Here is a 26794-nt window from a genome sequence, read left to right as displayed (position 1 = left end):
CTTTCTGAGAAATACAATTATTTTTTGAAAAATTATTATATACAAATTATTAGAAAATAATAACTATATTGGTAATTTAAAACAAAACTACAACCCAAAAAAAATCATATCATTCACATTACAAATGAACTAAAAAACTTAATTGTAATAACATGTTCATCTTCTGTTCATAAACATTTCTTATTCTACAAAAGTGAAAGGAGGAACACTCATACTTATTACATTTTTGACTTTGTTGGATTTTTCAATCTCTTATATCATTTGTAGCCATCATTTGTATAAAGTGAAACTTCCATCAATTGGATTTTTCCCCTTATCCCCTACTGTTCAGTCACATGCCAGCAGTCAACTCCCTCCTATCTTCTGTGTTTTCTCAAAATCTTGATACGGAGGACTTACTTTCAAAAAATAGAACGATAAATTAGAGGTGAAAAAATATGCGCTCGTTATATTCTAGATTTGTTATCATATCAGTTTTTATTATGCTGGTTAGTAGTATATTGGCATTTCTACTTACAAATGTATATTATCATGTTTATTTAAAGCCATATAACAGCGAGAAAATTTTAAAATATGCACAAGAAGTAAAATATTTATATGAGAAAAATACAGAACAAAATAAAGATGATTATTTACAGTCTATTTCTAACCTTGGCTTTGAAGTCTACTTAGTAGACGATAAAAAACAAGGCAAGCGGTACAGTGATAATTTCAAGAAAATGAATATTAGCGAAGAGACACTTGAACATGTATTAAAAGGAAATATATACAATGGAATTGCAACGTACCCGAATCGTTTATTTGCTACTGGCTTTTTTGATAATACACTTTTAAATAGTATTGGGATTCCTATCGAAAACAATGGTAAGGGTTATGCGCTATTTATTCGTCCGGATATTCAACATCAATTTGGAGAATTACGTATTTTCTATGCTGTTTTATTAGGACTGATTATTATAATTAGTCTAATTTGTATCGCGGTAGCTACACGCTTTGTCGTTCGCCCTATTCAAAGATTTACACATGCGACAAAAGAGGTCGCAAGTGGTAACTATGATTTAGCACTACCAGAAAATCGCAAAGACGAACTTGGTACACTTGCAACTAGCTTTCGCAAGATGGCCCAAAAGTTGCAGAATGTAGATCGGATGCGACAAGAATTTGTTTCGAATGTTTCACATGAATTTCAGTCTCCCCTCTCATCTATTCAGGGATTTTCCAAGACATTACAAACAAATGATTTAACGGTAGCGGAACAGAAACATTACTTAGAAATCATTGAATCAGAAAGTCGCCGATTGTCCAGTTTATGTAAACAATTATTAATGCTAGCTTCACTTGATAAACAAGATCTTACTTTACTTAAACAGCCTTTTAATCTAGGAAAGCAAATAAGAGATATTATTTTTATGCTTGAGTGGGAATGGAGAACAAAAGATCTTGCAGTTGAAATGGCTGTTCCTAACATGCAAATTTACGGAGATGAAAACTTGCTCTATCAAGTATGGACCAACTTGTTTACCAATAGTATTAAATTTACAGAAAGTGCTGGGACAATTTCATTTGAAGCGGAAGAGCTAGACACAGAATGGCATATTTCGATTACTGATATGGGTATTGGTATACCCGAGAATGAAGTAAAAAAAATATTTGATCGATTTCATAAAGTTGATACTGCCCGAAATAGAAAAGTAAATGGCAGCGGATTAGGTCTTTCTATTGTAAAAAAAGTGATTGACCTTCATGAAGGAGCAATAACCGTTGATAGTGAACTTGGAAAAGGAACGACCTTCTCTATTTACCTTCCGAAACAACAAGAAGGAACTATATAAATCCATTTTAATTATTTCAACATATAAGTCGTTGCTATGTAGAATAAAAAGCTTTCTCTCTGACCGCTTCTATGCGTGGCCAGATGCTCTTGCTCACCTAAAAACAGGGGGGTATGTCATTACTTCAGTTTGTATTTATATATAAATTGTAGACTCTTCTTTTGTAACCTGTTGTTCATATTCCGTTCATATTTCCTCTTTATGATAAGAACATAGAACAAAACAAGGAGGAACGAACCTAATGTTTTTAGCACTTAAAGAATTAAAACAATCGAAATTACGATACGGATTAATTGGTACAATCATGATGTTATTATCATTTCTTGTACTTATTATATCAGGTCTAGCAAATGGTTTATCACATGCTAATGCTTCTTCTTTTATCGAAATGAAAGCAGACAAGTTTATAGTATCAGATGATGTAGATGGTAAATTATTACGCTCCCAAATCAAGAAAGAAGATGTAGATAAAGTATTAGCACAGGTTGATGCAAAAGATGCTGTTCCGATGCATATTAAAGTGGCGACATTTGAAAAAGAAGGAAACTCAAATAAAGTTGATGTTGCCATTTTCTCAAGTAAACAAGATTCATTCATTGCCCCAAAAGTTATTGAAGGAAAAAACGGTACGTTAGAAAACAATGAAGTTGTTGTTGATGAATCTATCAAGCAAAAAGGGATCAAACTTGGAGATGAGCTAGTAGAACCTATTTCTAAAAAGACTTTCAAAGTTGTCGGATTCTCGCAAAATCAAATGTTTAGTCATTCACCTGTTGTTCATATGAATGAAAATGCATGGGATGCTATTGCACTTCCACATCAAAAAGATTACAGTGTAATTGCTCTAAATACTGATAAAAAAATCGACAATGCAAAAGTTATTGATAAAAAAGAAGTATTACAAAGTATTCCAGGTTATAAAGAAGAACAAGGAACATTAACGATGATTATTGGGTTTTTACTTGCAATTTCAGCATTGTTAATTGGTGTTTTCTTCTATGTCATTACATTACAAAAAACACATCAATTAGGTGTATTAAAAGCAATCGGAACAAAAAACTCATATTTAGCAAAAACTTTAGTTGTACAATCTATATTCTTAACTGGCGTTGCTCTTATCATCGGCATTGGCCTAATCTTTGCTGTAGAAGCTATTCTACCAGCTAGTATGCCGTTCTTATTAACAACAACAACAATCTTGCAATATATAGGTGTCTTTATCTTAATTAGTATACTGGGTACACTAATTTCTCTATATCAAGTATTGAAAGTAGATGCATTAGAAGCAATCGGAGGTGGCATGTAATGGTAACAGAATTAAAATGGGATAACTCATCGTCATTATTAAAGTTGGATCAAGTAAGTAAAGTATATGGCGATGGAGATACAGAAGTAACTGCTCTGCACCCAATTACATTAGATGTAAAAGAAGGCGAATTTATCGGTATTGTTGGTCCATCTGGTTCAGGAAAAAGTACATTGCTTTCCATTGCAGGGGCACTTTTATCTCCTTCAAAAGGAAATATCTATGTTTCTGGTCAAAACATAACAAGTTTATCAGAAAAAGAAATGACCGATATTCGTTTAAGAAAAATTGGATTTATATTTCAATTTGCAAACCTCGTACCTTTCTTAACAGTGAAAGAGCAACTCTTATATATCGCTAAGTTAAAGGGAGAAGATAAAAAAGAAGCTGGTAAATTGGCAGAACAATTACTGAACACTTTTGGATTATCACATCGAATGAATCATTATCCAAACCAACTTTCAGGTGGGGAAAAACAGCGGGTAGCCATTGCTCGTGCATTTATGAATAATCCAGATTTAATTTTAGCTGATGAACCTACTGCTAGTCTTGACTCAAAACGTGCTAGAGAAGTAGTTGAACGAATGAAAGATGAAGTTAAGAAAAATAAAAAAGCAGCGATTATGATTACACACGATGAAAAAATGCTTGATGTATGTGATCGAATTTTAACACTTCGCGATGGAAAATTACTACGAGAAAACGAAGTGTAAGAAAACATGTACAATAACAGTAGTCTAAAAAACTTTCTTATCCCTAGTCAAATAGGAAATAAGAAAGTTTTTTTCATTAACAGCACATTTTAATTTTTTGTTTACATCACAATTGAATCCCAATATAATAATTCAACAAACTTCATATGTAATATTGCGTTCATATTCTATTCATAATTCTCATGTAACATATTTTATATAAGGAACATGGCAGTTAGAAAGGAATGATGAACGTGTTGGCATCTGCTATTACATGTATTACAGCTGCACTCATTTTTTATACAATTGGCGTATGGAGTGAAAAATTCCAAAAGACATTAAAACCTTGGCATGTCGTCATTTTTTGGCTCGGACTCGTATGTGATACACTCGGAACGACTTTAATGGAAAAGATGGCAGAAGCAGGATCCCTATTCAGTTTCCACGGAATCACAGGTCTAGCAGCCATTTTACTGATGTTATTCCATGCTGTTTGGGCAACAATTGTATTAATCAAAAAAGATACAAATATGATGACAACATTCCACAAGCTAAGTATTATCGTCTGGTTCATTTGGCTAATCCCATATATTTCTGGCCTTATATACGGAATGACAAACCACTAATAATCGCAGCCTACTATCCAAAAATAAACATTGCTAATGCTACCTAGGAGGTATATGATGAAAAAGTTATATAATGCAGCATTCACTTATTTAATTATCGGTTTATTATCAGGTGTATTTGCGAGAGAATATTCAAAAGCGCAAGGAATTCAAGGTACTACATCGTTATACAAGTTGCACACACATGTGCTAGTTCTTGGATTTTTATTCTTCTTACTCGCCTTTGCCCTATCAAAATCATTTGCATTCTATAAAGAAAAAAGTTTTAACATCTGGTTTATCCTCTATAATTTAGGATTAGTTTTAACAGTTGGTTCAATGGCGGCCCGCGGACTCCTTCAACTCAATGGGGCTGATTTTAAAGGGTTAAGTCATATTGCGGGAATGTCTCATACGATCATTGGTGCCGCTCTCGTTTGGTTTATGATTCTATTAAAAAAATCGTTCAAAGGATAAAAGGAGGTCAAACATGAGCTTAGCTGTTTTATCAAGTATCATTGCTCTGTGTATGGCTGTTGGAATGATGTTTCTTCGCTTAAAATCAGCAAAGAAACCTGTAACACTTAAAAAAATTGTACTCCCTCCAATTTTTATGAGTACGGGAGCATGCATGTACTTCTTACCAGAATTTCGCTTAACATCATCTGAAATTCTCGAAGCAGTTATTGTTGGTTTATTTTTCTCTATTTTTCTTATTAAAACATCAAAATTTGAAATTCGCGGACAAGACATCTATTTAATACCTTCTAAAGCATTTATCTTTATTTTAGTCGGTTTACTAGCTGTCCGCCTCGGTATGAAAGAATATTTAAGTCAATCAATTGATTTAGGACAATTAAGCGGTATGTTCTTCTTACTCGCTTTTGCGATGATCGTCTCTTGGAGAATTGGAATGTACCGTTCATTTATAAAATTGCAGCGGGAAATACAGTTTGTAGACAGAAGCCTTTAATGGAAAAACACATCTCTAAATAACCTGAGCCTGATACAATATCGGACTCAGGTTATTTATTTTCCTTTAAAACCGTTTATGAATGTATAGATGAGCTTCACACATACTTCCTATACATCATCTTCCTATCAATAGTACCCTTATTGTAAAAATAAATATCGCAACAAACAAAAAAGAAGCGATTTATTTTATCACTTCTTTTTCTTCACCTAATATTCCCTCGAAATAACAGACAAAAAAATCTATTATTGCATGTCCATTCCATCTTTCCTATTCACTACTTATTTTCATTGCAATAAAGGTAATTTCCCTCAACACACCTATCCTACATCACCCGTTTAAACATCTTTTCCAGTTCATACGTCGAATGATGTACAAGGATCGGTCTACCATGTGGACATGTGTAAGGATTTGTTGTTGTGCGCAATTCTTCTAGCAAAGCAAAAATTTGATCGTTCGTTAAATATTGATTTGCTTTAATCGATGCTTTACAGCTCATCATAATGGCTGCTTCTTCACGCAGTTTTTTTATATCAACTTTTTTTAGCTTTACGACCTGCTGCATCATTTCGTCTATGATTTCTGTTTCCTGACCTTTCGGGAACCACGTTGGATGCGAACGAACAATAAAGGATTGGTGGCCGAATTGCTCTAGGAACAATCCTACCTTTTTCAATTCTTCTAATTGTTCTTCGACACGTAGGAATTCAGTAAGGGATAAATCAATACGATATGGTACAAGTAACTCCTGTACTTCTTGCCCAACTTGACCTACTTTATCACGGAAATATTCATAATTGATTCGCTCTTGCGCCGCATGTTGGTCAATCATATATAACCCTTTATCATTTTGAGCGAAAATATAAGTTCCGTGCATTTGTCCAATTGGATAAAGCGGTGGTAAATCGTTTCCGTTCATTTTAATCTCTTCGATCTCTTGAATCTCTTCTTCTAATTCCTCTAATTCAAAGTCTTCTTCACTGCTATCCCATTCTTGTTCTTCTTGAGCCTTTTCTTCAATTAGCGATTTAGAAGTTGGTTGCCAACTTTCTTCTCTTACAAGTGATTGTGGTGGCTGCCATTCTTGCTTCGGCTGTTGCCAAAGTTGCGGCGCTGGCGTTTGTTTTATTGTACTTACTTCTTGCTTCTCATCCATCCCAGTTGGTAAGACGATATTAGGCATTGGTGGTTCTTTTGGTTTTGTATGTTCAAAATGAAATTGCTCTTGTACACTTTCATCTTTTTCTTTTTTCTTCGTTGTAACACCAGCATCTGGAATGAGCTGCACTTTTTTAAACGCGTCTTGCAATGTTTTTTCAATGAGTTGCAGTAACTCCTGTTCTTTACTGAAGCGCACTTCTAACTTAGCTGGATGAACGTTAACATCTACTAACATTGGGTCCATCTCGATTGATAAGAAACCAATTGGATAGCGGCCAACTGGAAGCAATGTGTGATACCCTTGCTGAATAGCTTTCATTAATACATAATTCCGAACGTAACGACCATTTACAATCGTTGACATATAGTTACGAGATGCTCTCGTTACTTCAGGTAGCGTTACATAACCACGAATCGTAAAATCTAATGATTCTGCTTCAATTGGAATCAATTTTTTCGCAACTTGAATACTGTAAATGGCTGCAAGTACTTGTCTTACATCACCATTCCCAGAAGTGTGTAGCAGCTTCTTCTCATTATGAAACAATTTCAAAGATACTTCTGGATGGGACATCGCAATACGATATACAATGTCTGTAATATTCCCAAGCTCTGTATGAATTGTCTTCATATATTTAAGGCGCGCTGGTGTGTTAAAAAACAGGTTTTGAACCGTAATATCTGTCCCTTTACGGCTCGCTGTTTTTTCCTGCTTTATAATGTCTCCACCTTTAATAATAAGATGTGTACCTGGTTCATCTCCTGTGCTTGTGATTAACTCTAATTCACTAACAGATGCGATACTTGGCAATGCCTCACCGCGGAAGCCAAGCGTTCTGATACGAAACAGATCATTTTCATCTTTAATTTTGCTTGTTGCATGTCGTTCAAAGGCAACAATACAATCTTCCTCAACAATGCCATCTCCATTATCAATGATGCGAATTTTCGATAATCCAGCTTCTTCTAAGTGGATTTCAATAGATGTACTATTCGCATCGATGGAATTTTCGACAAGTTCTTTTACAACTGAAGCAGGGCGTTCGACTACTTCCCCTGCTGCAATTAAGTTAGAGAGTTGGTCATCGAGTTTGCGAATTTTCCCCATCTACTTACTCATCCTTTCTTTAACTTTTTTTGTAAACGATACAATTCATTTAATGCTTCTAGAGGCGTCATATCAAGTAAATCAATTTTTTTAATTTGTGTTAAGACAGCCGTTTCTTTTTGATCCAGTACAGGGTTTTCTTGTTTTTTAGGAGATTGTTCTGCCGCAAAGAACGAAAGCTGTGATTCTGCTTCTTCGTTCTTCTCTGATAGTGTCTCTACCTCTTCTTTTATTACAACTGGTTCTTGTACCTTTTCTTCTTGAATTTTGACTTCTGCACGTTTCGGAATAATGATTTCCTCTTGTCCTTCTAACTGCGCTAATACTTCTTTTGCACGAGCAATTAAACTATCTGGAAGCTCCGCAAGTTGTGCAACATGAATACCATAACTTTTATCTGCTGCACCGTCTTGAATTTTATGCAAGAAGACAACTTTTCCGTTTTCTTCAATAGCCGAAACATGTACATTTTTAAGGTGTGTTAAACTTTCTTCTAACACTGTTAATTCATGATAGTGTGTCGAGAATAGCGTCTTTGCACCAATTTGATCATGAATATGTTCAATAATTGCTTGTGCAAGTGCCATACCGTCATACGTAGATGTACCACGGCCAATTTCATCAAATAAAATTAAACTTCTTTCTGATGCATTCGCAATTGCATTTTTCGCTTCTAACATTTCAACCATAAATGTACTTTGACCTGAAATTAAATCATCTGCTGCACCAATTCTCGTAAAGATTTGATCGAAGACTGGTAATACAGCTTCTGTTGCTGGTACAAAACAACCGATTTGCGACATAACAGTAACAAGTGCTAATTGACGCATATACGTACTCTTACCAGACATGTTTGGACCTGTAATTAAAAAGACATCCATATTTTCTGGCATCACACAATCATTCGGAACATACAATTTGCCGTTCAATACTTTTTCTACAACAGGATGGCGACCATCTTTTATAAAGATTTCACGCTTATCTGTTAAAACTGGTTTTACAAATTGTTCTTCTTCACTCACTGTCGCGAAGCTTTGCAGTACATCTAGTTCACTAATAACTTTCGCTAGATGCTGTAATTTCGGAATAAATACTTTTACTTCTTCACGTAGTGAAGTAAACAAATCATATTCCAGCTGTACAATTTTTTCCTCTGCCTCTAAAATCAATGTTTCTTTTTCTTTTAATTCATCTGTAATAAAGCGTTCCGCATTTGCAAGCGTCTGTTTGCGTTCATAACGCCCTTCTGGGAGCGAAGCGAGGTTTGCCTTTGTCACTTCAATATAGTAGCCGAAAATACGGTTATAACCAATCTTTAATGATTTAATTCCTGTAATATCACGCTCACGTTTTTCAAGTTCTGCAATCCACGTTTTTCCGTTCTTACTAACATAGCGATATTGATCTAACTGGTCATTATAGCCATCTTTTATAATATCACCGTCTTTTATAGAAAGCGGTGGATTTTCTTGAATACTTCTGCCTAGTAATTCTGTTAAACTTTCACATGGATCAGCGCCTTGAATTAATCTTGCTGCGTAAGAATTGTCTAATAAACTAATCGCCTCTAAAATAGCTGGCACTTGCAGAAGTGAACGTCTTAATTGCAGTAAATCACGTGCATTTACATTACCATATGCAACTTTCCCTGCTAAACGCTCTAAATCATACACTTCTTTTAGTTTTTCTTTTAAATCTTCACGTAAGAAATAGTCATTCACAAACGTTTCAACCATTTCTAAACGTTCCTCAATCTTTTCTTTTTGTATAAGCGGGCGTTCCATCCACTGTTTTAACATACGACCGCCCATCGCTGTTTTTGTTTTATCTAATAGCCATAATAAAGAGCCCATTTTTTCTTTTGTTCGAAGTGTTTCTGTTAACTCTAAGTTACGCTTTGAATGTACATCAATTTTCATAAATTGATTTGTATAATAAATATCTACAGGCTGCAGATGATCTAATGAACGTTTTTGTGTTCTTAATACATAATTTAATAATCGTCCTACTGCTGTAACTAATTTCGTTTGGGTTACATTTCTCACAAGATGCTCTAATCCTTCAGGAACTTTCGTTTCATCTTCATAAGAGATTGTCATCTTTAATGTTTCTGTCAACTTGTTTAGCTCATCTTTTGAAAATGTGGAATCTACAACAATTTCTTTTGAACCTGTTGCGTATACTTCCAACAAGACATCTTCTACAGAACCTGTTAACAATGTTACCGTATTTTGTCCTGTTGTTAAATCATTACAAGCTAGTGCATAAGAACCATCTTCAAAATGAGTTAACGCTGCTAAGAAGTTGTTTTCTTTCTCATCAATTGTGCGCCCTTCCATCATCGTTCCTGGCGTAATCAATTGAACAACTTCACGACGTACAACACCTTTTGCTGTTTTCGGATCTTCTACTTGCTCACAAACCGCAACCTTATATCCTTTTTCAACGAGCTGTTCAATATAATTTTTTGCTGCATGATACGGTACACCACACATCGGTATACGATCACTACTCCCACCATCTCGGCTCGTTAATGTGATTTCAAGCTCGTGCGCTGCTTTAACCGCGTCTTCAAAAAACATTTCATAAAAATCACCTAATCTAAAAAATAAAAAGGCATCTTGATAGTCTGCCTTGACCTTTAAATATTGTTGTATCATCGGGGTATACTGAACCATTTGTTTCCTCCATACTTCATAAAAATGTGCTATATATTTATATGCCGCACTTCACGGACACTCTCATCTCCTCTTTTGGGAGTCTCTCTTCATTATAGCACATTTTTATCTTGAAACATGTTCATTCACATCATGTAAAAAGCTAGGAAGAGTTTCTCCCTAGCTTTCTATTATTCTTCTTCTGCATCTACAATAAAATTTGGATCTAACTCTTCAAATTCATCGTCATCTACTTCAAAATTATCCTCAGCCTCTGGACATCCATCTGGATTTACATTTACACACATTTTTGTTTCACCGACCACTTCAGTTACAAATTCACGCTCTACAGTTACAACAATTTTGTTACCATTTGGTGAAACGATTGCTTCTAAACAATTAGGATGTTGAATAACACGGGTAATAATTTCTAAATCTTCACCCGAAAAGTTTTTGTCACGATATCCAACATTGATTTCATCCGTATAACTAACACGTTCTGTTACAACTTCTGTTTTTGTGTTTTCATTAAATGAATACCACGTATTCACATCGTAGTATCCTTCAATTTCTACAGACTTCCCATTCTTTCTTGCTTCATATGTGTGATTAATTACCCAACATCCGAGAATACTCGTCGGTTCATGATTTGATTCACATGTATGCGTTGACTTTGTATACCTACGTCCTTTTCCCACTACTGCCTTTGTAATAATCTCTCTAAATTCGGACATTCGGAACCCTCCTCAATCAATATTCACTTAATCATATGCGTGACAATAGCGGAATGTGTCATTCTTTTTTTGACAAAAGACTATAGAGTAGAATAAAAACAAAAAAAGATGTCCATAAGACATCTCTCTTAACAACCACAATTTCCTTTTTTACTCTCTACTTCAGCACCTGTTTCACCTTTTAACACATTGCCACCAGTTGAAATTAAAATTTCATCTGTTACGTTATTAGAAATGGTACTTGCTACAAGCTGCAGTAAATCATTTACATATGTTTGTGAAGATTTAAATTCCTGTACAACCGGAATGCTATCAAGTTTATCTTGCAGAGCATCTATTTCCGCTTCTACTTTTTTCAATCCTTCCCATTTCCCATAATGCTGCAGGTTTACTGCTTGTTTTTGCAGTACTTTAATTTCATCTATTGCACGTTTGACATTTTCATTTTTATGAATTTGTGCTTCCGCACGTTTAAAGAAATCTACTTCTTCTGTTTCAGAAATCATTTTCGCCAATTCTTTTGCTTGCTCAACAATTTCATCTTTTGTATAAACTTTCATCTATTATTTCACCTCGATCGGCTCCTCAACCAATTCCCCGTTTAGAGACCAAGTTTTTGCTTCCGTTACTCTTACTTTCACAAGCTGACCAATTGCAGATTTTGGAGCTACGAAGTTTACCAGCTTATTAGTACGTGTATAACCTGCAAGTACATCAGGGTTATTTTTACTTTCTCCATCAACTAATACTTCAACAATTTTACCTTTATATCGTTTATTCTTTTCTATAGAATATTCATTAACTAGTGCATTTAAACGTTGTAAACGCTCTTTTTTGACTTCCATCGGTACATTATCCTTCATTTTTGCAGCAGGTGTACCTTCACGTGGAGAATAAATAAATGTAAATGCACTGTCAAAACCTACTTCGCGATATAACGACATCGTTTCTTCAAATTGCTCGTCTGTTTCATTTGGGAAACCAACGATAATATCAGTTGTTAATACAGCATCAGGAATCGCCTCTTTAATTTTACGTACAAGTTCTAAATAATGTTCCCGTGAATATTTACGTGCCATAATCTTTAGCATATCTGTACTTCCAGATTGCACTGGTAAGTGGATATGTTCAACTAAATTACCGCCTTTTCCAAGCACTTCAATTAAGTGATCATCAAAATCACGTGGGTGACTTGTTGTAAAGCGAACACGTGCTATATCAATCTTACGAAGTTCATCCATTAAATCGCCAAGACCATATTCTAAATCTTCAAAGTCTTTACCATATGCGTTTACGTTCTGACCAAGCAACGTAATTTCTTTATATCCATTTGCAGCTAAATGACGAATTTCATTAATAATATCTTCTGGACGGCGACTACGTTCTTTGCCACGTGTATACGGTACGATGCAATATGTACAGAATTTGTCGCATCCATACATAATGTTTACCCATGCTTTAATATCACCACGACGTACTTTCGGAAGGTTTTCAATTACATCTCCTTCTTTAGACCATACTTCAACAACTGTTGCTTTTGAGAACATCGCATCCTTTAAAATGTACGGTAAACGGTGAATATTATGTGTACCAAATACCATATCTACATGCTGGTTTTTTTGCATAATTTTGTTTACAACGGATTCTTCTTGAGACATACAACCACACACACCGATTAAAAGATCCGGATTTCTTTGTTTTAATGGTTTTAAATGTCCAAGTTCCCCAAATACTTTATTCTCAGCGTTTTCACGAATAGCACAAGTATTTAATAGAATCACATCTGCATCTTCTGTCGAAAATGTTGGTTCATATCCAAGCGCTGTAAAAATACCAGCCATTACTTCTGTATCATGCTCATTCATTTGACATCCATAAGTACGGATATAAAACTTTCTTCCTGCACCAAAGTTACGAAACTCTTCTGGCAAACCAAAATCACGTTCAATTTTAACTTCTTCTTTCCCGCGCTTTTTCGCATCTTTTAAAGAAGGCGGCTGATATACACTTTCAAAGTATTTACTGTAATCTTTTTCTCCTTTTTTCATAGAAGAATTGGCTTGTTGACTTGCTAATCGTTGTTGCTCGTTCATGGGTAATCTCCTTTCAACCTTAACTCTACACACTCTGTAGTCCATTTTGATGACAATTAGACCCATCTTAAAGATTAGGATAGTTTGAGAGATAGCTTGCCCCTTTGAAACTCGAGTAGTCGATCTAACCATCCGTAAGAATGGAGTCCTCCCGACACCAATAGACATTCCCTTTTTTGTTGTTTTAACTTTGTCCTAAAAAACATATTACTTTATTCCTATACACACTATCATAGTATAAGATGTTTAGCCAAATTTAACAACAAAGAGACCATACCATACCCACTTACTTCAGCGCACAAACCCATTTAACTAACAAGACGATACACTTATTATTTTAACATTCTGAATTTTATGAGTGAATAAAAAAGCTGCCATTAAGCAGCTTTTTATTACGATTACATAAACTCAGCAACGAGTTCATCAAACATTTTTTGATCCATTTGTAAATCAGCCTGCACTAAAGGTTTTTCACTATATCCCTTTACAAGTTCTTGATAAGAAGGCTGTTCTGTATTTTGATAAATTAAACCCGTTACTAAACCTTTGTTTTCCATTAATGTTTGCATAGCAATCATACGATTAGATGGATCGTATCCTTCGACTGTGCTTAGTTTTGTTAAATTCTCTTTAAACCAGTCATACGTATTTACTTTATTATAAGTTACACATGGACTGAATACATTAATTAAAGAGAACCCTTTATGCTGAATACCAGCTTCGATAAGCTGCGTTAATTCTTTTAAGTCACTTGAAAAGCTTTGCGCCACAAATGTCGCACCAGCTGTTAATGCCATTTCCATTACAGATAACGCTGGTTCAATTGAACCTTGCGGTGTACTTTTCGTTTTAAAGCCGGCTTCACTACGTGGTGAAGTTTGACCTTTTGTTAAACCGTAAATTTGGTTATCCATAACAATGTAAGTAATGTCAATGTTACGACGAATCGAATGAATTGTATGTCCCATACCGATTGCGAAGCCATCTCCGTCACCACCAGATGCGATAACTGTTAAATCACGGTTTGCCATTTTCACGCCTTGTGCAATTGGCAGTGCACGTCCATGAATACTATGAACGCCATATGAATTAATGTAACCCGAAATACGACCCGAACAGCCAATTCCAGAAATAACAGCTAATTCATCTGGGTTTAAACCAACGTTAGCTGCTGCACGTTGAATTGCAGCTTGCACTGAGAAGTCTCCGCAACCTGGACACCAGTTTGGTTTTACACTGTTACGAAAGTCCTTAAATGTTGCCATTTAATACAACCCCTTTTTTGCATTCGTTGTAAATTTCTTTTGGTAGGAATGGATTCCCGTCATATTTTAACAGACTAGAAATTTTCTCACCATTGCCAAGATTCATTTTCATAATGTTAGTAAGCTGACCAGTTGCATTGTTTTCTACTACAACAACGCGTTTTGCTCCCTTCACAAGTGGAAGAATTTCATCAGTTGGGAACGGATGAATTAAACGAACGTGAGCATGATTTACTTTTAATCCTTCTTGCTCTAAGCGCTCCATCGCTTCTTCAATTGCACCACGAGTAGAGTTAAAGCCAACTAACAATACATCAGCGTCATCATACTTAGCATTTTTGTAAACAGGGGTATTAAACTTTAAATTCTCCATTTTACGGAAACGTTTGTCCATTTGTGCTTTACGATTTAGTGATGATTCAGAAGGTTTACCAGTTTCATCATGCTCTACACCTGTCACATGGTGAATACCATTTTTCATACCAGGTAAAACGCGTGGCGAAATACCATCTTCTGTCACTTCGTAACGTTTAAAGTAAGCTTTATTTTCACGCTCTGGTAACTCTGCTTGTAAATCAAGCTTACCGCGGCGAATTTCTACTCTATCTAACTTCAGTGGTTCTACAGTTTGCTTTCCTAAAGAAAGCTGTAAATCTGTTAAGAAAATAACAGGAACTTGGTATTCTTCTGCTAAGTTAAACGCTTCTACGATATCATAGAACGCTTCTTCAACAGTACTTGGTGCCATTACGATTTTTGGAATTTCCCCATGTGTACCGTAAATCATCGCCATTAAATCAGACTGCTCTTGTTTTGTTGGTAAACCAGTACTTGGGCCACCACGTTGTGTATCTATGATAACAAGAGGTGTTTCTGTAATACCAGCTAAACCAATTGCTTCCATCATTAAAGATAGGCCAGGTCCTGCTGATGCTGTTAATGTACGTACACCAGCATAGTTCGCACCAATTGCCATTGTACAAGCGGCAATTTCATCCTCTGTTTGGATGACTGTTCCGCCTACTTTTGGTAATTTTTTAATTAAGTATTCCATAATTTCAGAGGCAGGTGTAATTGGATATGCTGACATAAAACGTGCACCGCCAGCTACTGCACCAAATGCAATTGCATCGTTACCGATCATAAACATACGTTTTTGACCATCAGCTTTTTCAAGCTGCATCATATTTACTTTTTCACCAAGTAATTCTTTCATATATTGAGAGCCGCGTTTGATTGCTTCCATATTCTTCTGAACGACTTGCTCTCCCTTGCGACCGAAAATTTCTTCAACAACTTCTAAATATACAGTTTCATCTAATCCTAATACCGCACTAGATGCTCCAACGGCAACCATGTTTTTCATTAATGATGTCCCTAATTCAGAGGCAATATCTGTAAAAGGTATTGCATATAAATTCACATCTGCACTTTCTGGTATAGTTGGATTAAATTTTGCATCTGCAACAACAATCCCACCCGGGCGTAATTCGTGGAAGTTAAAGTCAATTGTTTCTTGATCAAATGCAATTAAAATATCTAAATCATCAGATATCGCACGTACTTCAGTTGTACTTACGCGAATTTTATTATTTGTATGACCACCTTTAATTCGTGATGAAAAGTGGCGGTAACCGTATAGGTAATACCCTAAGCGGTTTAATGCAATACAGAAAATTTCTCCTGTACTTTCAATCCCTTCACCTTGTTGTCCTCCAACTTTCCATGAAAGTTGACTAATCATCTCCTACACCCCTTTTGGCTGCATTCATTGTAGTGTATTTTTTTACAGTAATAGTGTAGCACTTTTTGTGCAAAGAAACTACAATGGACGCAAATTATACCTCTTCAGACTTCCCTGAATCTTTTGCATAATCTTAATTCGTCTACAATTCTAGCCTTACAATGAAAAAAATGCAATGATTTGGTCTGATTTTTATTAAATTTTTTAACTTTTCTAACTATTTGAATTTAAATTTAAAAGACAATATAAAATAAGCATCTAGAAAAGAATATGATCAATGAAATTATCATATAAAAACCTTTTGACATTTGTTTCACTGTATCGCTTACTCAGTTCATTGATTACACATTCATAATGTCGATACGCCTCTAGACCGACAACCATTTTTGTAATACCATCAAAATCCGAACCAAACCCTATATTACGCTCTCCTCCAAGTGAACAAATATGCTCCACATGCCGTAATATGTCATCTATATAAGCAGGCCTTTGATTGCTTAAAAACTCCGGAACGAAAGTTACACCAATTACACCATCTTTTTGAATAAGTGCTTGTACTTGTTCATTTTTCAAATTACGCGGGTGTTGACAAAGCTCATAACAATTTGAATGTGATGCAATTGGATATTGGGCAATTTCTATCACATCCCAAAAACCTTTTTCGTTTAAGTGAGACACATCTGTCCATAAACGAAACGAATTCAGTTCTTCTACAACCTTCCTACCAAACGTAGTAAGTCCTGCTCCTCTCGTTTCAAGTGCCCCATCAGCTAATAAATTTGCATGATTCCAAGTGAGTCCCATAGATCGAACTCCTAAGCGATAGAGCGTGAGCAATTTCATCATTTCTTTTCCAATTGGTTCGCCGCCTTCTAATGTTAAAATGGCACCAATTTCATTGGGTCCTAACTGCTCTATGTCTTTTTTTGTTTGAATCAATTTCATATTTGGTAGCGATAATACCTGCTTATAAAATATATCTACCATAGCTAGCGCGGCTTCAAAACGTTGTTCATATGGCACTGTTTCTGGGACATATATCGCAAAGCATTGAACGCTTCCTTTTCTTTTTTCCAGCTGTTCAAATGTAATATGTAAAGAGGGATCGTTTTGAAAATCCTTCTTTCCTTTTGAACTCCATAGTTGCCATAATACATCACAATGTGCATCAAAAACTTTCACTTTTATCCCCCTTCCTCATAAAAACAACCTGTTTGCATAAAAGCAAACAGGTTGTTTAAACTTAACGAGGTTCTACAATTAATTTTATTGCTGTACGTTCTTCACCATCAATCATAATGTCTGTAAAAGCCGGAATACAAATTAAATCTAAACCACTAGGCGCTACAAATCCTCTTGCAATTGCTACTGCCTTCACGGCTTGATTTAATGCACCTGCGCCAATAGCTTGGATTTCTGCTGTTCCGCGTTCGCGGATAACCCCAGCAAGTGCACCGGCTACAGAGTTAGGGACCGAAGTTGCTTTAACTTTTAATATTTCCATTCCTCGTTTCCTCCTCGTTTCTTTAAAAAGTATTAGCGATTATTTCACTTTAACTTATATTCACGAGGAAAGACATGTATTCCTGCTTAATTTCTGTAATTTTTCTAAAAAATTAAAATATAATGTTTTTTCTAACTTTTAAATTATATTATTCAAAAAATGGCTGATCATCATTGATTAAAATACGTTCAATTTTTTTAGCTTTTCCAGTATTTGGATCAACATCAATTAACACTGCGCTTAACTGTGTTCTTCCATTTGTTACTTCAAAACGTACAGGTAAATTCGTTAAAAACTTCTTCAGTACAGCTTCACGATCCATCCCTAAAATTCCATCATATGGACCAGTCATTCCAACATCTGTAATGTAAGCTGTCCCACTTGGTAAAATACGATTATCTGCTGTTGGAACATGCGTATGTGTCCCTACTACTGCTGTAGCACGTCCGTCTACATACCAACCAAGTGCTTGTTTTTCACTTGTTGTCTCAGCATGAAAATCAATAAAGATAATATTTGTGCGCTTTTTCGCAATGTTAATTAATTCATCCACTTTTCGGAACGGACAATCAATTGGCGGAAGGAACGTACGTCCTTGTAAGTTAATTACTGCTACTTCTGTACCGTTACAATTTACAAAAATAAGTCCTTTTCCTGGTGTTCCCTCCGGAAAGTTGGCTGGTCTTGCAAGATATTTAGCATCATCAATAAATTCAAACACTTCACGGTTATCCCAAGCATGATTCCCAAGTGTAACTGCTTGTGCACCGCACTCTAAAAAGTTCCGGTAAATTTTCTCTGTAATACCACGACCACCTGCAGCATTTTCTCCATTAATAATTGTTACAGTAGGCGTATATTTTTTCTTTAACGCTGGTACGTATTGTTGAATCATACCTCTTCCAGGGGACCCTACTACATCTCCAACAAATAAAATTCTCATATGTCTTACCCTTTCTATGTACTGCTTATTTTATTACTATCCGCAAATAGCGAGATCCAAGTTGTTTACAAACAATTTATTTTATATTGCCCAATCCCAACACAAAAAAATAAAGTGGTGCTTCACCACTTTATTTTGCGTATTCCACTGCACGTGTTTCACGAATAACGGTTACTTTGATATGTCCTGGATAATCCAGTTCATTTTCAATACGTTTTCGAATATCCCGCGCTAAACGATGAGCTTCTAAATCATCGATTGTATCAGGTTTTACCAAGATGCGAACTTCACGTCCTGCTTGAATTGCAAAAGATTTTTCTACTCCTTCATAGGATTCTGAAATCTCTTCTAACTTCTCAAGACGACGAATATAGTTTTCAAGTGTTTCACTACGAGCTCCTGGTCTTGCAGCTGATAACGCATCTGCTGCCGCAACTAAAACCGCAATGATGGAAGTTGGTTCTGTATCACCATGGTGAGATGCGATACTATTAATAACAACCGGATGCTCTTTATATTTCGTTGCGAGTTCAACACCAATTTCAACGTGACTACCTTCTACTTCGTGGTCAATTGCTTTTCCAATATCATGCAACAGACCTGCTCGTCTCGCTAATTTTTCGTCCTCGCCAAGCTCCGCTGCCATCAGTCCTGTTAAGTACGCTACTTCCATAGAGTGTTTCAACACGTTTTGTCCATAACTTGTACGGTATTTCAAACGACCTAAAATCTTAATTAAGTCTGGATGTAATCCGTGGACACCTACTTCAAACGTTGTTTGTTCCCCAACTTCGCGAATGTACTCATCCACTTCACGTCTCGATTTTTCGACCATTTCCTCAATACGCGCTGGGTGAATACGTCCATCCTGTACGAGCTTATCAAGAGCGATACGAGCTGTTTCACGACGAATTGGATCGAATCCTGATAGAATTACCGCTTCTGGCGTATCATCAATAATAAGGTCAATACCTGTTAACGTTTCTAACGTACGAATATTACGACCTTCGCGTCCGATAATACGTCCCTTCATTTCGTCATTTGGAAGATTTACAACCGAAACGGTTGTTTCAGCAACATGATCAGCCGCACATCTTTGCATTGCAAGAGATAAAATCTCTTTTGCTTTCTTATCCGCTTCTTCTTTCGCACGAACTTCACTTTCTTTTACCATAACGGCAATTTCATGAGAAATTTCACTTTCCACTTTCCCTAAAATGATCGCTTTCGCTTGTTCGCGTGTCAGATTGGAAATGCGCTCTAATTCTGTTTGTTGCTTTTGAACTAACTCTCCCACTTTGCTTTCCAACTCTTCAATCTGTTGTTGTCTCGCTACAAGAGATTCCTCTTTCTTTTCTAACATTTGCTCGCGTTTATCGAGCGTTTCGTCTTTACGATCAAGGTTCTCTTCTTTTTGCATTAAACGATTTTCTTGTTTTTGTAATTCGCTTCTACGGTCACGAATTTCTAATTCAGCTTCTGTACGAAGTGTATGAATTTCATCCTTTGCTTCTAAAAGCGCTTCTTTTTTAAGTGCTTCTGCTTCGCGATTCGCATCGTCTAAAATACGTCTCGCTTCATTCGCTGCACCATTAATCTTCGCTTCTGCAATAGACTTTCGAACAAAAAAGCCAACAACTGCACCGACTGTTGCAAGCAAAATGGAGATGAGTATCCAAACTGTACTACTCATGATTTCACCTCCCCTTGCTATGAATGAAAAAAGACTGTCGGCATGTACATTGAATTGCAACGTACAGCAAAGACCGTCGCCCCGCTTTTTTAAGGGACTTTCTTCATTTCACAATTAAAATGTCATATTATTATTTCGAAAAGGTATAGAACCTACCCCGAATGTTACTTCTCTTCTAGAGAAGAGTGTATCGTATATAAGAAAAAATATACATTCTCATTGTATCTATCGCATTTTTCATTGTCAAGCGTTGTCTACTTTTACTTTCTTTACCTTTGTCATGTAAATCTTCTTTTTACAAAAAAAGTTTATACACATCAATGATAACAACCCTTACTAAATCAGTTCTAACAAAGGAAAAAACCTTACAAAAAGGCCTTGTTACATATTATTGTGAGATAAAAAATAAAAGACACGGAATCGTGTCTTTTATTAATCAAGAAGAGTTCCATCTTCCATACTTTCAGCAGCAGAATCTTCACTAATTCCATGGTGCTCACGAATAAAGAATGCAATTTCATCTCTTACATCTGGATTTTCTTTTAAGAACTGCTTCGCATTTTCGCGTCCTTGTCCTAAACGTTCTTCATTATAAGAATACCAAGCACCACTTTTTTGAACGATATCAAGTTCAGAAGCCATATCTAAAATTTCGCCTTCTCGTGAAATTCCTTCTCCATACATAATATCAACTTCAGCAACACGGAAAGGAGGTGCCACTTTATTTTTCACTACTTTTATTTTCGTTTTGTTACCAACAATGTCATTACCTTGCTTTAATTGCTCAGCACGACGTACTTCAAGACGAACTGTTGAATAGAATTTCAAAGCACGACCACCTGGAGTTGTTTCTGGGTTCCCGAACATAACCCCAACTTTTTCACGAATTTGGTTAATAAAGATTGCAATTGTTTTTGATTTATTAATCGCACCAGAAAGCTTACGAAGTGCTTGTGACATTAAACGCGCTTGTAAACCGACATGAGAGTCACCCATTTCCCCTTCGATTTCCGCTTTTGGTACAAGAGCCGCTACAGAGTCAATTACGATGATATCAATTGCACCGCTTCGTACTAATGCTTCTGCAATTTCTAAACCTTGTTCTCCTGTATCAGGCTGTGATAATAGTAACTCATCAATATTAACACCTAACTTTTGTGCATATACCGGATCCATCGCATGCTCAGCATCAATAAATGCTGCTTGTCCACCTTGACGTTGCACTTCTGCAATCGCATGTAAGGAAACTGTTGTTTTACCTGAACTTTCAGGTCCGTAAATTTCGATAATACGGCCACGTGGGTAACCACCAACACCTAAAGCTACATCAAGTGCTAATGAACCACTCGGTACCGTAGAAATTCTACGTTCTGCCTGTTCTCCTAATTTCATAATAGAACCTTTACCGAATTGCTTCTCTATTTGTTTTAACGCCATATCTAATGCCGCTTGACGATCACTCATTCAAAATTCCTCCTTAACTGAATTGCTAATCTCATTATACCTATTTTCATATCAATTTGCCAACAAAAATCGAACATTTATTCGTTTTTTTATTTTCTATAGAAGAATGTATGATTTTCATTACAAAAAAGCTAGAAGAGGTTTAAATCTCTTCTAGCTTTTTATACAAATGATAAAATCCATATTTCACAGAGCGTTCTCGAATTTGCTGACGGCTTCCGCTTAATTTAAGAGAAACAACAATAGTTGGTTCATTCTTTATCGCTAAACCTACAAAAACAGTACCAGGTTCTTTATTTTCCGAAGCATTTGGTCCTGCCACTCCAGTGAAGCTAACACCAATATCTGTCTTCAATAATGTTTTTACATTTTCAGCAAGATAACGCGCACATTGTTCGCTTACAGCACCAACTGTTTGTAATACTTCTTCAGGTACTTGTAAAATATGTTGTTTTACATCGTTATGATAGCAAATTATGCCACCTTTAAATACAGAAGATACACCCGTGTTTTCTGTTACTTGATTTCCAAACAGACCGCCTGTTAAACTTTCCGCAGATGCTAAAGTTAAACCTTTTTTCTTCAATAAATCAATTGCTTTATTATGAAGAAAATCTTGGTTATAACCGTAGAAAAATTCCCCTACTCGCTCTAAAATCAAATCTTCTACATGTTGAATGAGCACTTCTGCTTGCTTTACATCACGATGTTTAGCGGTCAAACGCAGCGTTACTTCCCCATCCGAAGCTAGCGGAGCAATTGTTGGATTCGTTTGACTATCAATTAAATCTTGAACTTTCACTTCCAGTTGGGATTCTCCAATGCCGAAAAAACGAAGAACACGGGAATATATATGCTCTTCAGTTGTAAAGTTACGTAAAAATGGCTCTACGTAACTTGTATACATCGGTTTCATTTCTTTTGGTGGGCCTGGTAATAGAATATAAACCTTCTCGTTCTTAGCTAACCCCATACCCGGAGCCATACCATGATCATTTGCAAATACAGTCGATCCTTTTAAAACAAGTGCTTGCTTCTTGTTGTTTTCTGTGAATTCACGCCCTGTACGTTTAAAATATTCACTAATTGACGTTAATGCCACTTCATCATAAACAAGTTCTTCTTGCAAAGTTGAAGCAATTGTTTCTTTCGTTAAATCATCTTTTGTCGGTCCTAATCCACCAGTAAAAATAAGTATATCCGCACGCTTCTCTGCAATTTGAATTGCTTCTTGTAACCGCTGATTATTATCACCTACAACAGTATGATAATACACATTGATTCCAATGGATGCTAATTTTTCAGATAAAAATTTCGCATTTGTATTTGTAATTTGTCCGAGTAACAATTCCGTTCCAACCGCAATAATTTCGGCATTCATTCCGATTCCCCCATAAGCTGTTATTTTGAATTTACAAAAGCAGCTCTATTTTTCCAGAAATAGTCCCATCCAGAAATAACTGTAAAGATAAGCGCAATCCATATGAAAATATCTGCGACTGGAATATGGATTAAATTTAACGGTACATCATGCAATAAATACGCTGAAATTGCGATAATTTGTGTCCATGTTTTAATTTTCCCTAACATATTAGCTGCAACAACCTCACCAGTTCCAGCCAATATAAGACGTAATCCTGTTACAGCAAACTCACGACTAATGATTACAATAACAATCCAAGATGGAACATATTGCATTTCTACTAATGTAATAAGCGCAGCTGAAACGAGTAACTTATCAGCTAATGGATCAAGAAACTTCCCTAAATTTGTTACAAGGTTATATTTTCTTGCATAATGTCCATCAATCCAATCTGTAGCCGAAGCAACAATAAAAATAATTGCTCCTACTAAATGTTGAATTGGTAAATCCACATTTCCAACTGTATATGTTCCCCAGTTAAAAGGAGCTAACATAATTACTAAAAAAATTGGAATTAAGCAGATTCGAGATATTGTAATTTTATTTGGTAAATTCACAGCTATTCCTCCATCATGTCAAAAACATTTGTTCATTGGAAAAAAGTCATCGAAGCGATGACTATTATTGTGCAGGTTGCCCTGTCCCTAGATTTTTAATCACTAATCTTTGGTGATATTCCTTTTCTGGATCTAGTGGGAAAGCAACTGGTTGGCCATTCAGTTTAATTTCAACATTCGGTGCACTTCCAATGTTGAGAAGTACTTCTTTTGCTGTTGTTAAATCATGTTTTTCTGTTTGACCTTCTTGAAGTGTGCCATTAAAAACGACATTTCCAGCTTCACTTTTAATATCTACATAACTTGCACCCTTCGCTGTAATTTCTAACTCCAGTGCTTTATTATTATGAATTTCCAAAGTAGATACCTTACCACTTGTTCCAATAACCTTCACTTCTTCTTGACCAGTAGTCGGCTGTTGTGCTGGTGGTTCTTCTTTCTTTGGCTCTTCTTTCTTAGGTTCTTCTTTTTTAGGTTCTTTTGCTTTTTCTTCTTCTTTCTTTTCATCAAGCGGAGAATCTTTTGCCTTCTGTACTTCTATTTGTTCGCTTTTACTTTGTTTTACTTGTCCTTCATCTTTTCCCGCTAACCATTGAAAAACAAACCACACAGCTACTCCTACTGCAATTACCAATAATGCGATCAATATTTTAGGCATATGATCTGCAATTGGAAGTGATGCTGCTTTTTGCATTGTTTCTTGTGTCTTTTGACTTTTTGATACTTGCGGTACATCATGAGATTCAGATTGTGGTATTACACTTTGATACTCTGCAAGCAATTGTTCTCCATTTAAGCCAACCGCATCCGCATATTGTTTAATAAATGCACGCGCATAAAATGCGCCAGGCAATATACTATAATCGCCCTCTTCAATCGTTACTAAATAACGTTTTTGAATTTTCGTAACCCCATGTAGCTGATCGATAGACAAGCCTTTCGCTTCCCTTGCTTCTTTCAGCTTTTGTCCTAATTCCGTCACTTCTAACACCTCAATATTTCTTTAAAAGTCAAACATAGAGAAATTATTTTGCGTTCCTTGCTCAATTTCATCTACTAAATCATATTGAATTTCTTCATCATAATCGTTACGCAATTCAATAATATAATCAAAATCATCAAGTGTGTATTCTGATTGAGTCACGAATACATCTGGATGTTCGACAACTTTTGTTGCAGGCAATCTCATAATTTCACGAACGAGCTGCCAATGTTTTTCATTTGCACGCTTTGTTGAAACAATTCCATCTAATATAAAAATATTATCGTCACTATACTCATCTTCAATTAGTTGACTGCGTACAGTTTGTTTAATCAGAGTAGACGAAACAAAAAGCCAACGCTTATTTGCACAAACGCTTGCAGCAACGATAGATTCTGTTTTACCAACGCGAGGCATTCCTCGTATCCCGATGAGTTTATGTCCTTCTTTTTTCATCAGTTCTGCCATAAAATCAACGAGTAACCCTAATTCATCACGCACAAAACGAAATGTTTTCTTATCATCTGCATCTCGTTGTATATACCTGCCGTGCCTAACTGCCAACCTATCTCTGAGCTTTGGCGGACGATATTTCGTTACCGTTATATTATCCATCGTATTCAAAATTGATTCAAGTCTAGAGATTTGCTCTTGACTATCACACATAAGTAACAGTCCACGCCGAGCGTTATCTACACCATTAATTGTGACAATATTAATGCCAAGCATACCGATTAACGAAGAAACGTCACCAAGCAAGCCAGGTCGGTTTTTATGTATTTCATATTCAAAATACCATTCAATCATCAAACGTCACTCCCCCTGCTTACTTTACACCTACGTACTATATTATATGATTTTACGTTAATAGGGAAGATAAATGTATAATCGAATCACGGTATTTTCGATACCTAAAAAAAAAAGAGAGGATTTTCTCCTCTCTTTTTTTACTTATGTTGTACAAACTTTACCATTAAATTAGCTATTATATGCTGCTCTTGTTCATCAGCCACTTTCCAAAGCTCAGCTAATAACTTTTCTTGATCATTTCGTGCCTCTACTTCATTTGCTAAATAATCTCCTACACGGAATGCCATATCTGAGACCGCACTACCATCAAGCCCTTTTCCTTGCGCCTGTTCTAAGCGCTCTCCTAAATAACTTTTCCACTGGTCAAAATTATCTAATACTGACATGGTTAAGCACCTCACTATTAAGTAATAGAATCATGCTTAATTTGTACAATTTTTCATTTTTTATGTACATATTTTTATTTTAACAATGCCAGCCACCATTCACTCCAATAATTTGTCCTGTTATATATGAAGCAGATGGTGATACAAGGAAAGAAACAGTTTTTGCGACTTCCTCCGGAAATCCAATTCTTCCAGCTGGAATCTCTTCTGCAATTCCTTGCTTGTCCTCTTCTGAGAACACGCTTAACATTTCTGTATTTATTGCTCCTGGTGATACTGCGTTTACACGTATCCCGCTTAAAGCTACCTCTTTCGCTAATGCTTTTACATACGAATTTTGTGCCCCTTTTACCATGGAGTATAACACTTCACAAGACGCCCCTATCTGCCCCCATATAGATGAAATAACTACGATATTTCCACTTCTTAGACGAATCATCGATGGAAGCGCAAGTGAAAGAAGTTTATAAACACTCTTCACTTGCAATTCCACCATCTCATTCAATTGCTCATTTGTCACATCTGTCACCAAACCAAATATACTTCGCCCAGCTGCATACACAATTACATCAATAGGATTTTGAATTTGCGCCCAGAGCTTCTGTACGCCATCTGCTGCAGCTAAATTAGCTTGAACCGGAATAATCGCACCCAGCTCTAGCTTTAATCCCTTTATCTTTTCTTCACTCTTGTTGTAATGAACATACACTGTATAACCATCTTCAACTAATTGTTTTGAAATTGCAGAGCCGATTCCTCCGCTTCCTCCCGTCACTAGTGCAAACTTTGTCATATATATCCTCTCTTATCTTTCCTCTACAGAGAAACTCTTTCAAGTCACTAATTCTATCATGTATTCACA

24 protein-coding genes are annotated in these 26794 nt (G+C 36.0%); 6 read left to right on the top strand and 18 right to left on the bottom strand.

The window, feature by feature from the left end; genetic code table 11:
* Positions 1-437: 437 nt before the first annotated feature.
* The 6 genes from CN288_RS04760 (at position 438) to CN288_RS04735 (ending at position 5408) form a co-directional block, all read left to right on the top strand.
* Positions 438-1832: a sensor histidine kinase gene (locus CN288_RS04760; RefSeq protein ID WP_098301835.1), complete on the top strand. Its 1395-nt coding sequence runs from the start codon at positions 438-440 to the stop codon at positions 1830-1832.
* A 241-nt stretch (positions 1833-2073) separates the two neighbouring features.
* Entirely contained in the window at positions 2074-3138 is a 1065-nt protein-coding gene (locus CN288_RS04755; protein WP_098301834.1) for an ABC transporter permease, read from the top strand.
* Positions 3138-3851, top strand: a complete 714-nt coding sequence (locus CN288_RS04750; RefSeq protein ID WP_090687045.1) for an ABC transporter ATP-binding protein — start codon at positions 3138-3140, stop codon at positions 3849-3851. Before CN288_RS04755 ends, CN288_RS04750 begins: the two co-directional genes overlap by 1 nt.
* A gap of 233 nt (positions 3852-4084) precedes the next feature.
* On the top strand, positions 4085-4456 hold the full coding sequence (locus CN288_RS04745; RefSeq protein WP_026590397.1) for an HsmA family protein: 372 nt from the start codon (positions 4085-4087) through the stop codon (positions 4454-4456).
* Positions 4457-4513: 57 nt separating this feature from the next.
* On the top strand, positions 4514-4912 hold the full coding sequence (locus CN288_RS04740; protein ID WP_026590396.1) for a DUF2871 domain-containing protein: 399 nt from the start codon (positions 4514-4516) through the stop codon (positions 4910-4912).
* A 13-nt stretch (positions 4913-4925) separates the two neighbouring features.
* Positions 4926-5408 carry a CcdC family protein gene (locus CN288_RS04735; RefSeq protein ID WP_026590395.1) on the top strand — a complete coding sequence of 161 codons (483 nt, stop codon included), beginning with the start codon at positions 4926-4928 and terminating at the stop codon, positions 5406-5408.
* 325 nt (positions 5409-5733) lie between these two features.
* On the opposite strand, the gene mutL is transcribed toward CN288_RS04735, so the two are convergent.
* The 18 genes from mutL to ymfI all read right to left on the bottom strand — a co-directional run bounded on the left by mutL (position 5734) and on the right by ymfI (position 26725).
* A complete protein-coding gene (mutL, locus tag CN288_RS04730) occupies positions 5734-7677 on the bottom strand; it encodes a DNA mismatch repair endonuclease MutL (RefSeq protein ID WP_098301833.1) in 1944 nt (647 codons plus the stop codon).
* A gap of 8 nt (positions 7678-7685) precedes the next feature.
* Positions 7686-10355, bottom strand: a complete 2670-nt coding sequence (gene mutS, locus CN288_RS04725) for a DNA mismatch repair protein MutS (protein ID WP_026590393.1) — start codon at positions 10353-10355, stop codon at positions 7686-7688.
* A gap of 170 nt (positions 10356-10525) precedes the next feature.
* On the bottom strand, positions 10526-11068 hold the full coding sequence (cotE, locus tag CN288_RS04720; protein ID WP_026590392.1) for an outer spore coat protein CotE: 543 nt from the start codon (positions 11066-11068) through the stop codon (positions 10526-10528).
* 128 nt (positions 11069-11196) lie between these two features.
* Positions 11197-11628 carry a RicAFT regulatory complex protein RicA family protein gene (locus CN288_RS04715; protein WP_026590391.1) on the bottom strand — a complete coding sequence of 144 codons (432 nt, stop codon included), beginning with the start codon at positions 11626-11628 and terminating at the stop codon, positions 11197-11199.
* Positions 11629-11631: 3 nt separating this feature from the next.
* Positions 11632-13161: a tRNA (N6-isopentenyl adenosine(37)-C2)-methylthiotransferase MiaB gene (gene miaB, locus CN288_RS04710; RefSeq protein ID WP_026590390.1), complete on the bottom strand. Its 1530-nt coding sequence runs from the start codon at positions 13159-13161 to the stop codon at positions 11632-11634.
* Between the two features lie 398 nt (positions 13162-13559).
* Positions 13560-14426 carry a 2-oxoacid:ferredoxin oxidoreductase subunit beta gene (locus CN288_RS04705; RefSeq protein WP_018764680.1) on the bottom strand — a complete coding sequence of 289 codons (867 nt, stop codon included), beginning with the start codon at positions 14424-14426 and terminating at the stop codon, positions 13560-13562.
* On the bottom strand, positions 14413-16170 hold the full coding sequence (locus CN288_RS04700; protein WP_090687053.1) for a 2-oxoacid:acceptor oxidoreductase subunit alpha: 1758 nt from the start codon (positions 16168-16170) through the stop codon (positions 14413-14415). The genes CN288_RS04705 and CN288_RS04700 overlap by 14 nt, the downstream gene beginning before the upstream one ends.
* Before the next feature lie 258 nt (positions 16171-16428).
* A complete protein-coding gene (locus tag CN288_RS04695; protein ID WP_026590388.1) occupies positions 16429-17352 on the bottom strand; it encodes a dipeptidase in 924 nt (307 codons plus the stop codon).
* 61 nt (positions 17353-17413) lie between these two features.
* Positions 17414-17674 carry a stage V sporulation protein SpoVS gene (spoVS, locus tag CN288_RS04690; protein WP_000404341.1) on the bottom strand — a complete coding sequence of 87 codons (261 nt, stop codon included), beginning with the start codon at positions 17672-17674 and terminating at the stop codon, positions 17414-17416.
* Between the two features lie 148 nt (positions 17675-17822).
* The gene (locus tag CN288_RS04685) at positions 17823-18617 is read right to left on the bottom strand and encodes a TIGR00282 family metallophosphoesterase (RefSeq protein ID WP_003199419.1); all 795 of its coding nucleotides are present in this window, start codon (positions 18615-18617) and stop codon (positions 17823-17825) included.
* A 130-nt stretch (positions 18618-18747) separates the two neighbouring features.
* Positions 18748-20310 carry a ribonuclease Y gene (gene rny, locus CN288_RS04680; protein WP_026590387.1) on the bottom strand — a complete coding sequence of 521 codons (1563 nt, stop codon included), beginning with the start codon at positions 20308-20310 and terminating at the stop codon, positions 18748-18750.
* A gap of 432 nt (positions 20311-20742) precedes the next feature.
* On the bottom strand, positions 20743-21774 hold the full coding sequence (gene recA / locus CN288_RS04675) for a recombinase RecA (RefSeq protein ID WP_026590386.1): 1032 nt from the start codon (positions 21772-21774) through the stop codon (positions 20743-20745).
* 142 nt (positions 21775-21916) lie between these two features.
* Complete coding sequence (locus CN288_RS04670) at positions 21917-23155, bottom strand: competence/damage-inducible protein A (RefSeq protein WP_098301832.1); 1239 nt, start codon at positions 23153-23155, stop codon at positions 21917-21919.
* A 20-nt stretch (positions 23156-23175) separates the two neighbouring features.
* A complete protein-coding gene (gene pgsA, locus CN288_RS04665) occupies positions 23176-23754 on the bottom strand; it encodes a CDP-diacylglycerol--glycerol-3-phosphate 3-phosphatidyltransferase (protein ID WP_001052962.1) in 579 nt (192 codons plus the stop codon).
* A 64-nt stretch (positions 23755-23818) separates the two neighbouring features.
* Positions 23819-24736 carry a helix-turn-helix domain-containing protein gene (locus CN288_RS04660; RefSeq protein WP_026590384.1) on the bottom strand — a complete coding sequence of 306 codons (918 nt, stop codon included), beginning with the start codon at positions 24734-24736 and terminating at the stop codon, positions 23819-23821.
* A gap of 21 nt (positions 24737-24757) precedes the next feature.
* On the bottom strand, positions 24758-25543 hold the full coding sequence (locus CN288_RS04655) for a DUF3388 domain-containing protein (RefSeq protein ID WP_026590383.1): 786 nt from the start codon (positions 25541-25543) through the stop codon (positions 24758-24760).
* A gap of 140 nt (positions 25544-25683) precedes the next feature.
* Entirely contained in the window at positions 25684-25932 is a 249-nt protein-coding gene (locus tag CN288_RS04650) for a DUF3243 domain-containing protein (RefSeq protein ID WP_026590382.1), read from the bottom strand.
* 79 nt (positions 25933-26011) lie between these two features.
* Entirely contained in the window at positions 26012-26725 is a 714-nt protein-coding gene (gene ymfI / locus CN288_RS04645) for an elongation factor P 5-aminopentanone reductase (protein ID WP_026590381.1), read from the bottom strand.
* Positions 26726-26794: the final 69 nt, after the last annotated feature.

This window comes from Bacillus sp. AFS023182 (genome assembly GCF_002560575.1).
In the GTDB taxonomy this organism is placed as follows: Bacteria; Bacillota; Bacilli; order Bacillales; family Bacillaceae_G; genus Bacillus_A; species Bacillus_A arachidis.
The sequence above is the reverse complement of the archived record's forward strand: the minus strand, read 5'-3'. Positions and strand labels throughout refer to the sequence as shown.

What these genes read in the sequence shown, in the direction of transcription:
- CN288_RS04760 (WP_098301835.1), top strand. Translation starts at nt 438, where the DNA reads ATGCGCTCGTTATATTCTAGATTTGTTATCATATCAGTTTTTATTATG.
- CN288_RS04755 (WP_098301834.1), top strand. Translation starts at nt 2,074, where the DNA reads ATGTTTTTAGCACTTAAAGAATTAAAACAATCGAAATTACGATACGGA.
- CN288_RS04750 (WP_090687045.1), top strand. Translation starts at nt 3,138, where the DNA reads ATGGTAACAGAATTAAAATGGGATAACTCATCGTCATTATTAAAGTTG.
- CN288_RS04740 (WP_026590396.1), top strand. Translation starts at nt 4,514, where the DNA reads ATGAAAAAGTTATATAATGCAGCATTCACTTATTTAATTATCGGTTTA.
- CN288_RS04735 (WP_026590395.1), top strand. Translation starts at nt 4,926, where the DNA reads ATGAGCTTAGCTGTTTTATCAAGTATCATTGCTCTGTGTATGGCTGTT.
- mutL (WP_098301833.1), bottom strand. Translation starts at nt 7,677, where the DNA reads ATGGGGAAAATTCGCAAACTCGATGACCAACTCTCTAACTTAATTGCA.
- mutS (WP_026590393.1), bottom strand. Translation starts at nt 10,355, where the DNA reads ATGGTTCAGTATACCCCGATGATACAACAATATTTAAAGGTCAAGGCA.
- cotE (WP_026590392.1), bottom strand. Translation starts at nt 11,068, where the DNA reads ATGTCCGAATTTAGAGAGATTATTACAAAGGCAGTAGTGGGAAAAGGA.
- CN288_RS04715 (WP_026590391.1), bottom strand. Translation starts at nt 11,628, where the DNA reads ATGAAAGTTTATACAAAAGATGAAATTGTTGAGCAAGCAAAAGAATTG.
- miaB (WP_026590390.1), bottom strand. Translation starts at nt 13,161, where the DNA reads ATGAACGAGCAACAACGATTAGCAAGTCAACAAGCCAATTCTTCTATG.
- CN288_RS04705 (WP_018764680.1), bottom strand. Translation starts at nt 14,426, where the DNA reads ATGGCAACATTTAAGGACTTTCGTAACAGTGTAAAACCAAACTGGTGT.
- CN288_RS04700 (WP_090687053.1), bottom strand. Translation starts at nt 16,170, where the DNA reads ATGATTAGTCAACTTTCATGGAAAGTTGGAGGACAACAAGGTGAAGGG.
- spoVS (WP_000404341.1), bottom strand. Translation starts at nt 17,674, where the DNA reads ATGGAAATATTAAAAGTTAAAGCAACTTCGGTCCCTAACTCTGTAGCC.
- CN288_RS04685 (WP_003199419.1), bottom strand. Translation starts at nt 18,617, where the DNA reads ATGAGAATTTTATTTGTTGGAGATGTAGTAGGGTCCCCTGGAAGAGGT.
- rny (WP_026590387.1), bottom strand. Translation starts at nt 20,310, where the DNA reads ATGAGTAGTACAGTTTGGATACTCATCTCCATTTTGCTTGCAACAGTC.
- recA (WP_026590386.1), bottom strand. Translation starts at nt 21,774, where the DNA reads ATGAGTGATCGTCAAGCGGCATTAGATATGGCGTTAAAACAAATAGAG.
- CN288_RS04670 (WP_098301832.1), bottom strand. Translation starts at nt 23,155, where the DNA reads ATGAATGCCGAAATTATTGCGGTTGGAACGGAATTGTTACTCGGACAA.
- CN288_RS04655 (WP_026590383.1), bottom strand. Translation starts at nt 25,543, where the DNA reads ATGATTGAATGGTATTTTGAATATGAAATACATAAAAACCGACCTGGC.
- CN288_RS04650 (WP_026590382.1), bottom strand. Translation starts at nt 25,932, where the DNA reads ATGTCAGTATTAGATAATTTTGACCAGTGGAAAAGTTATTTAGGAGAG.
- ymfI (WP_026590381.1), bottom strand. Translation starts at nt 26,725, where the DNA reads ATGACAAAGTTTGCACTAGTGACGGGAGGAAGCGGAGGAATCGGCTCT.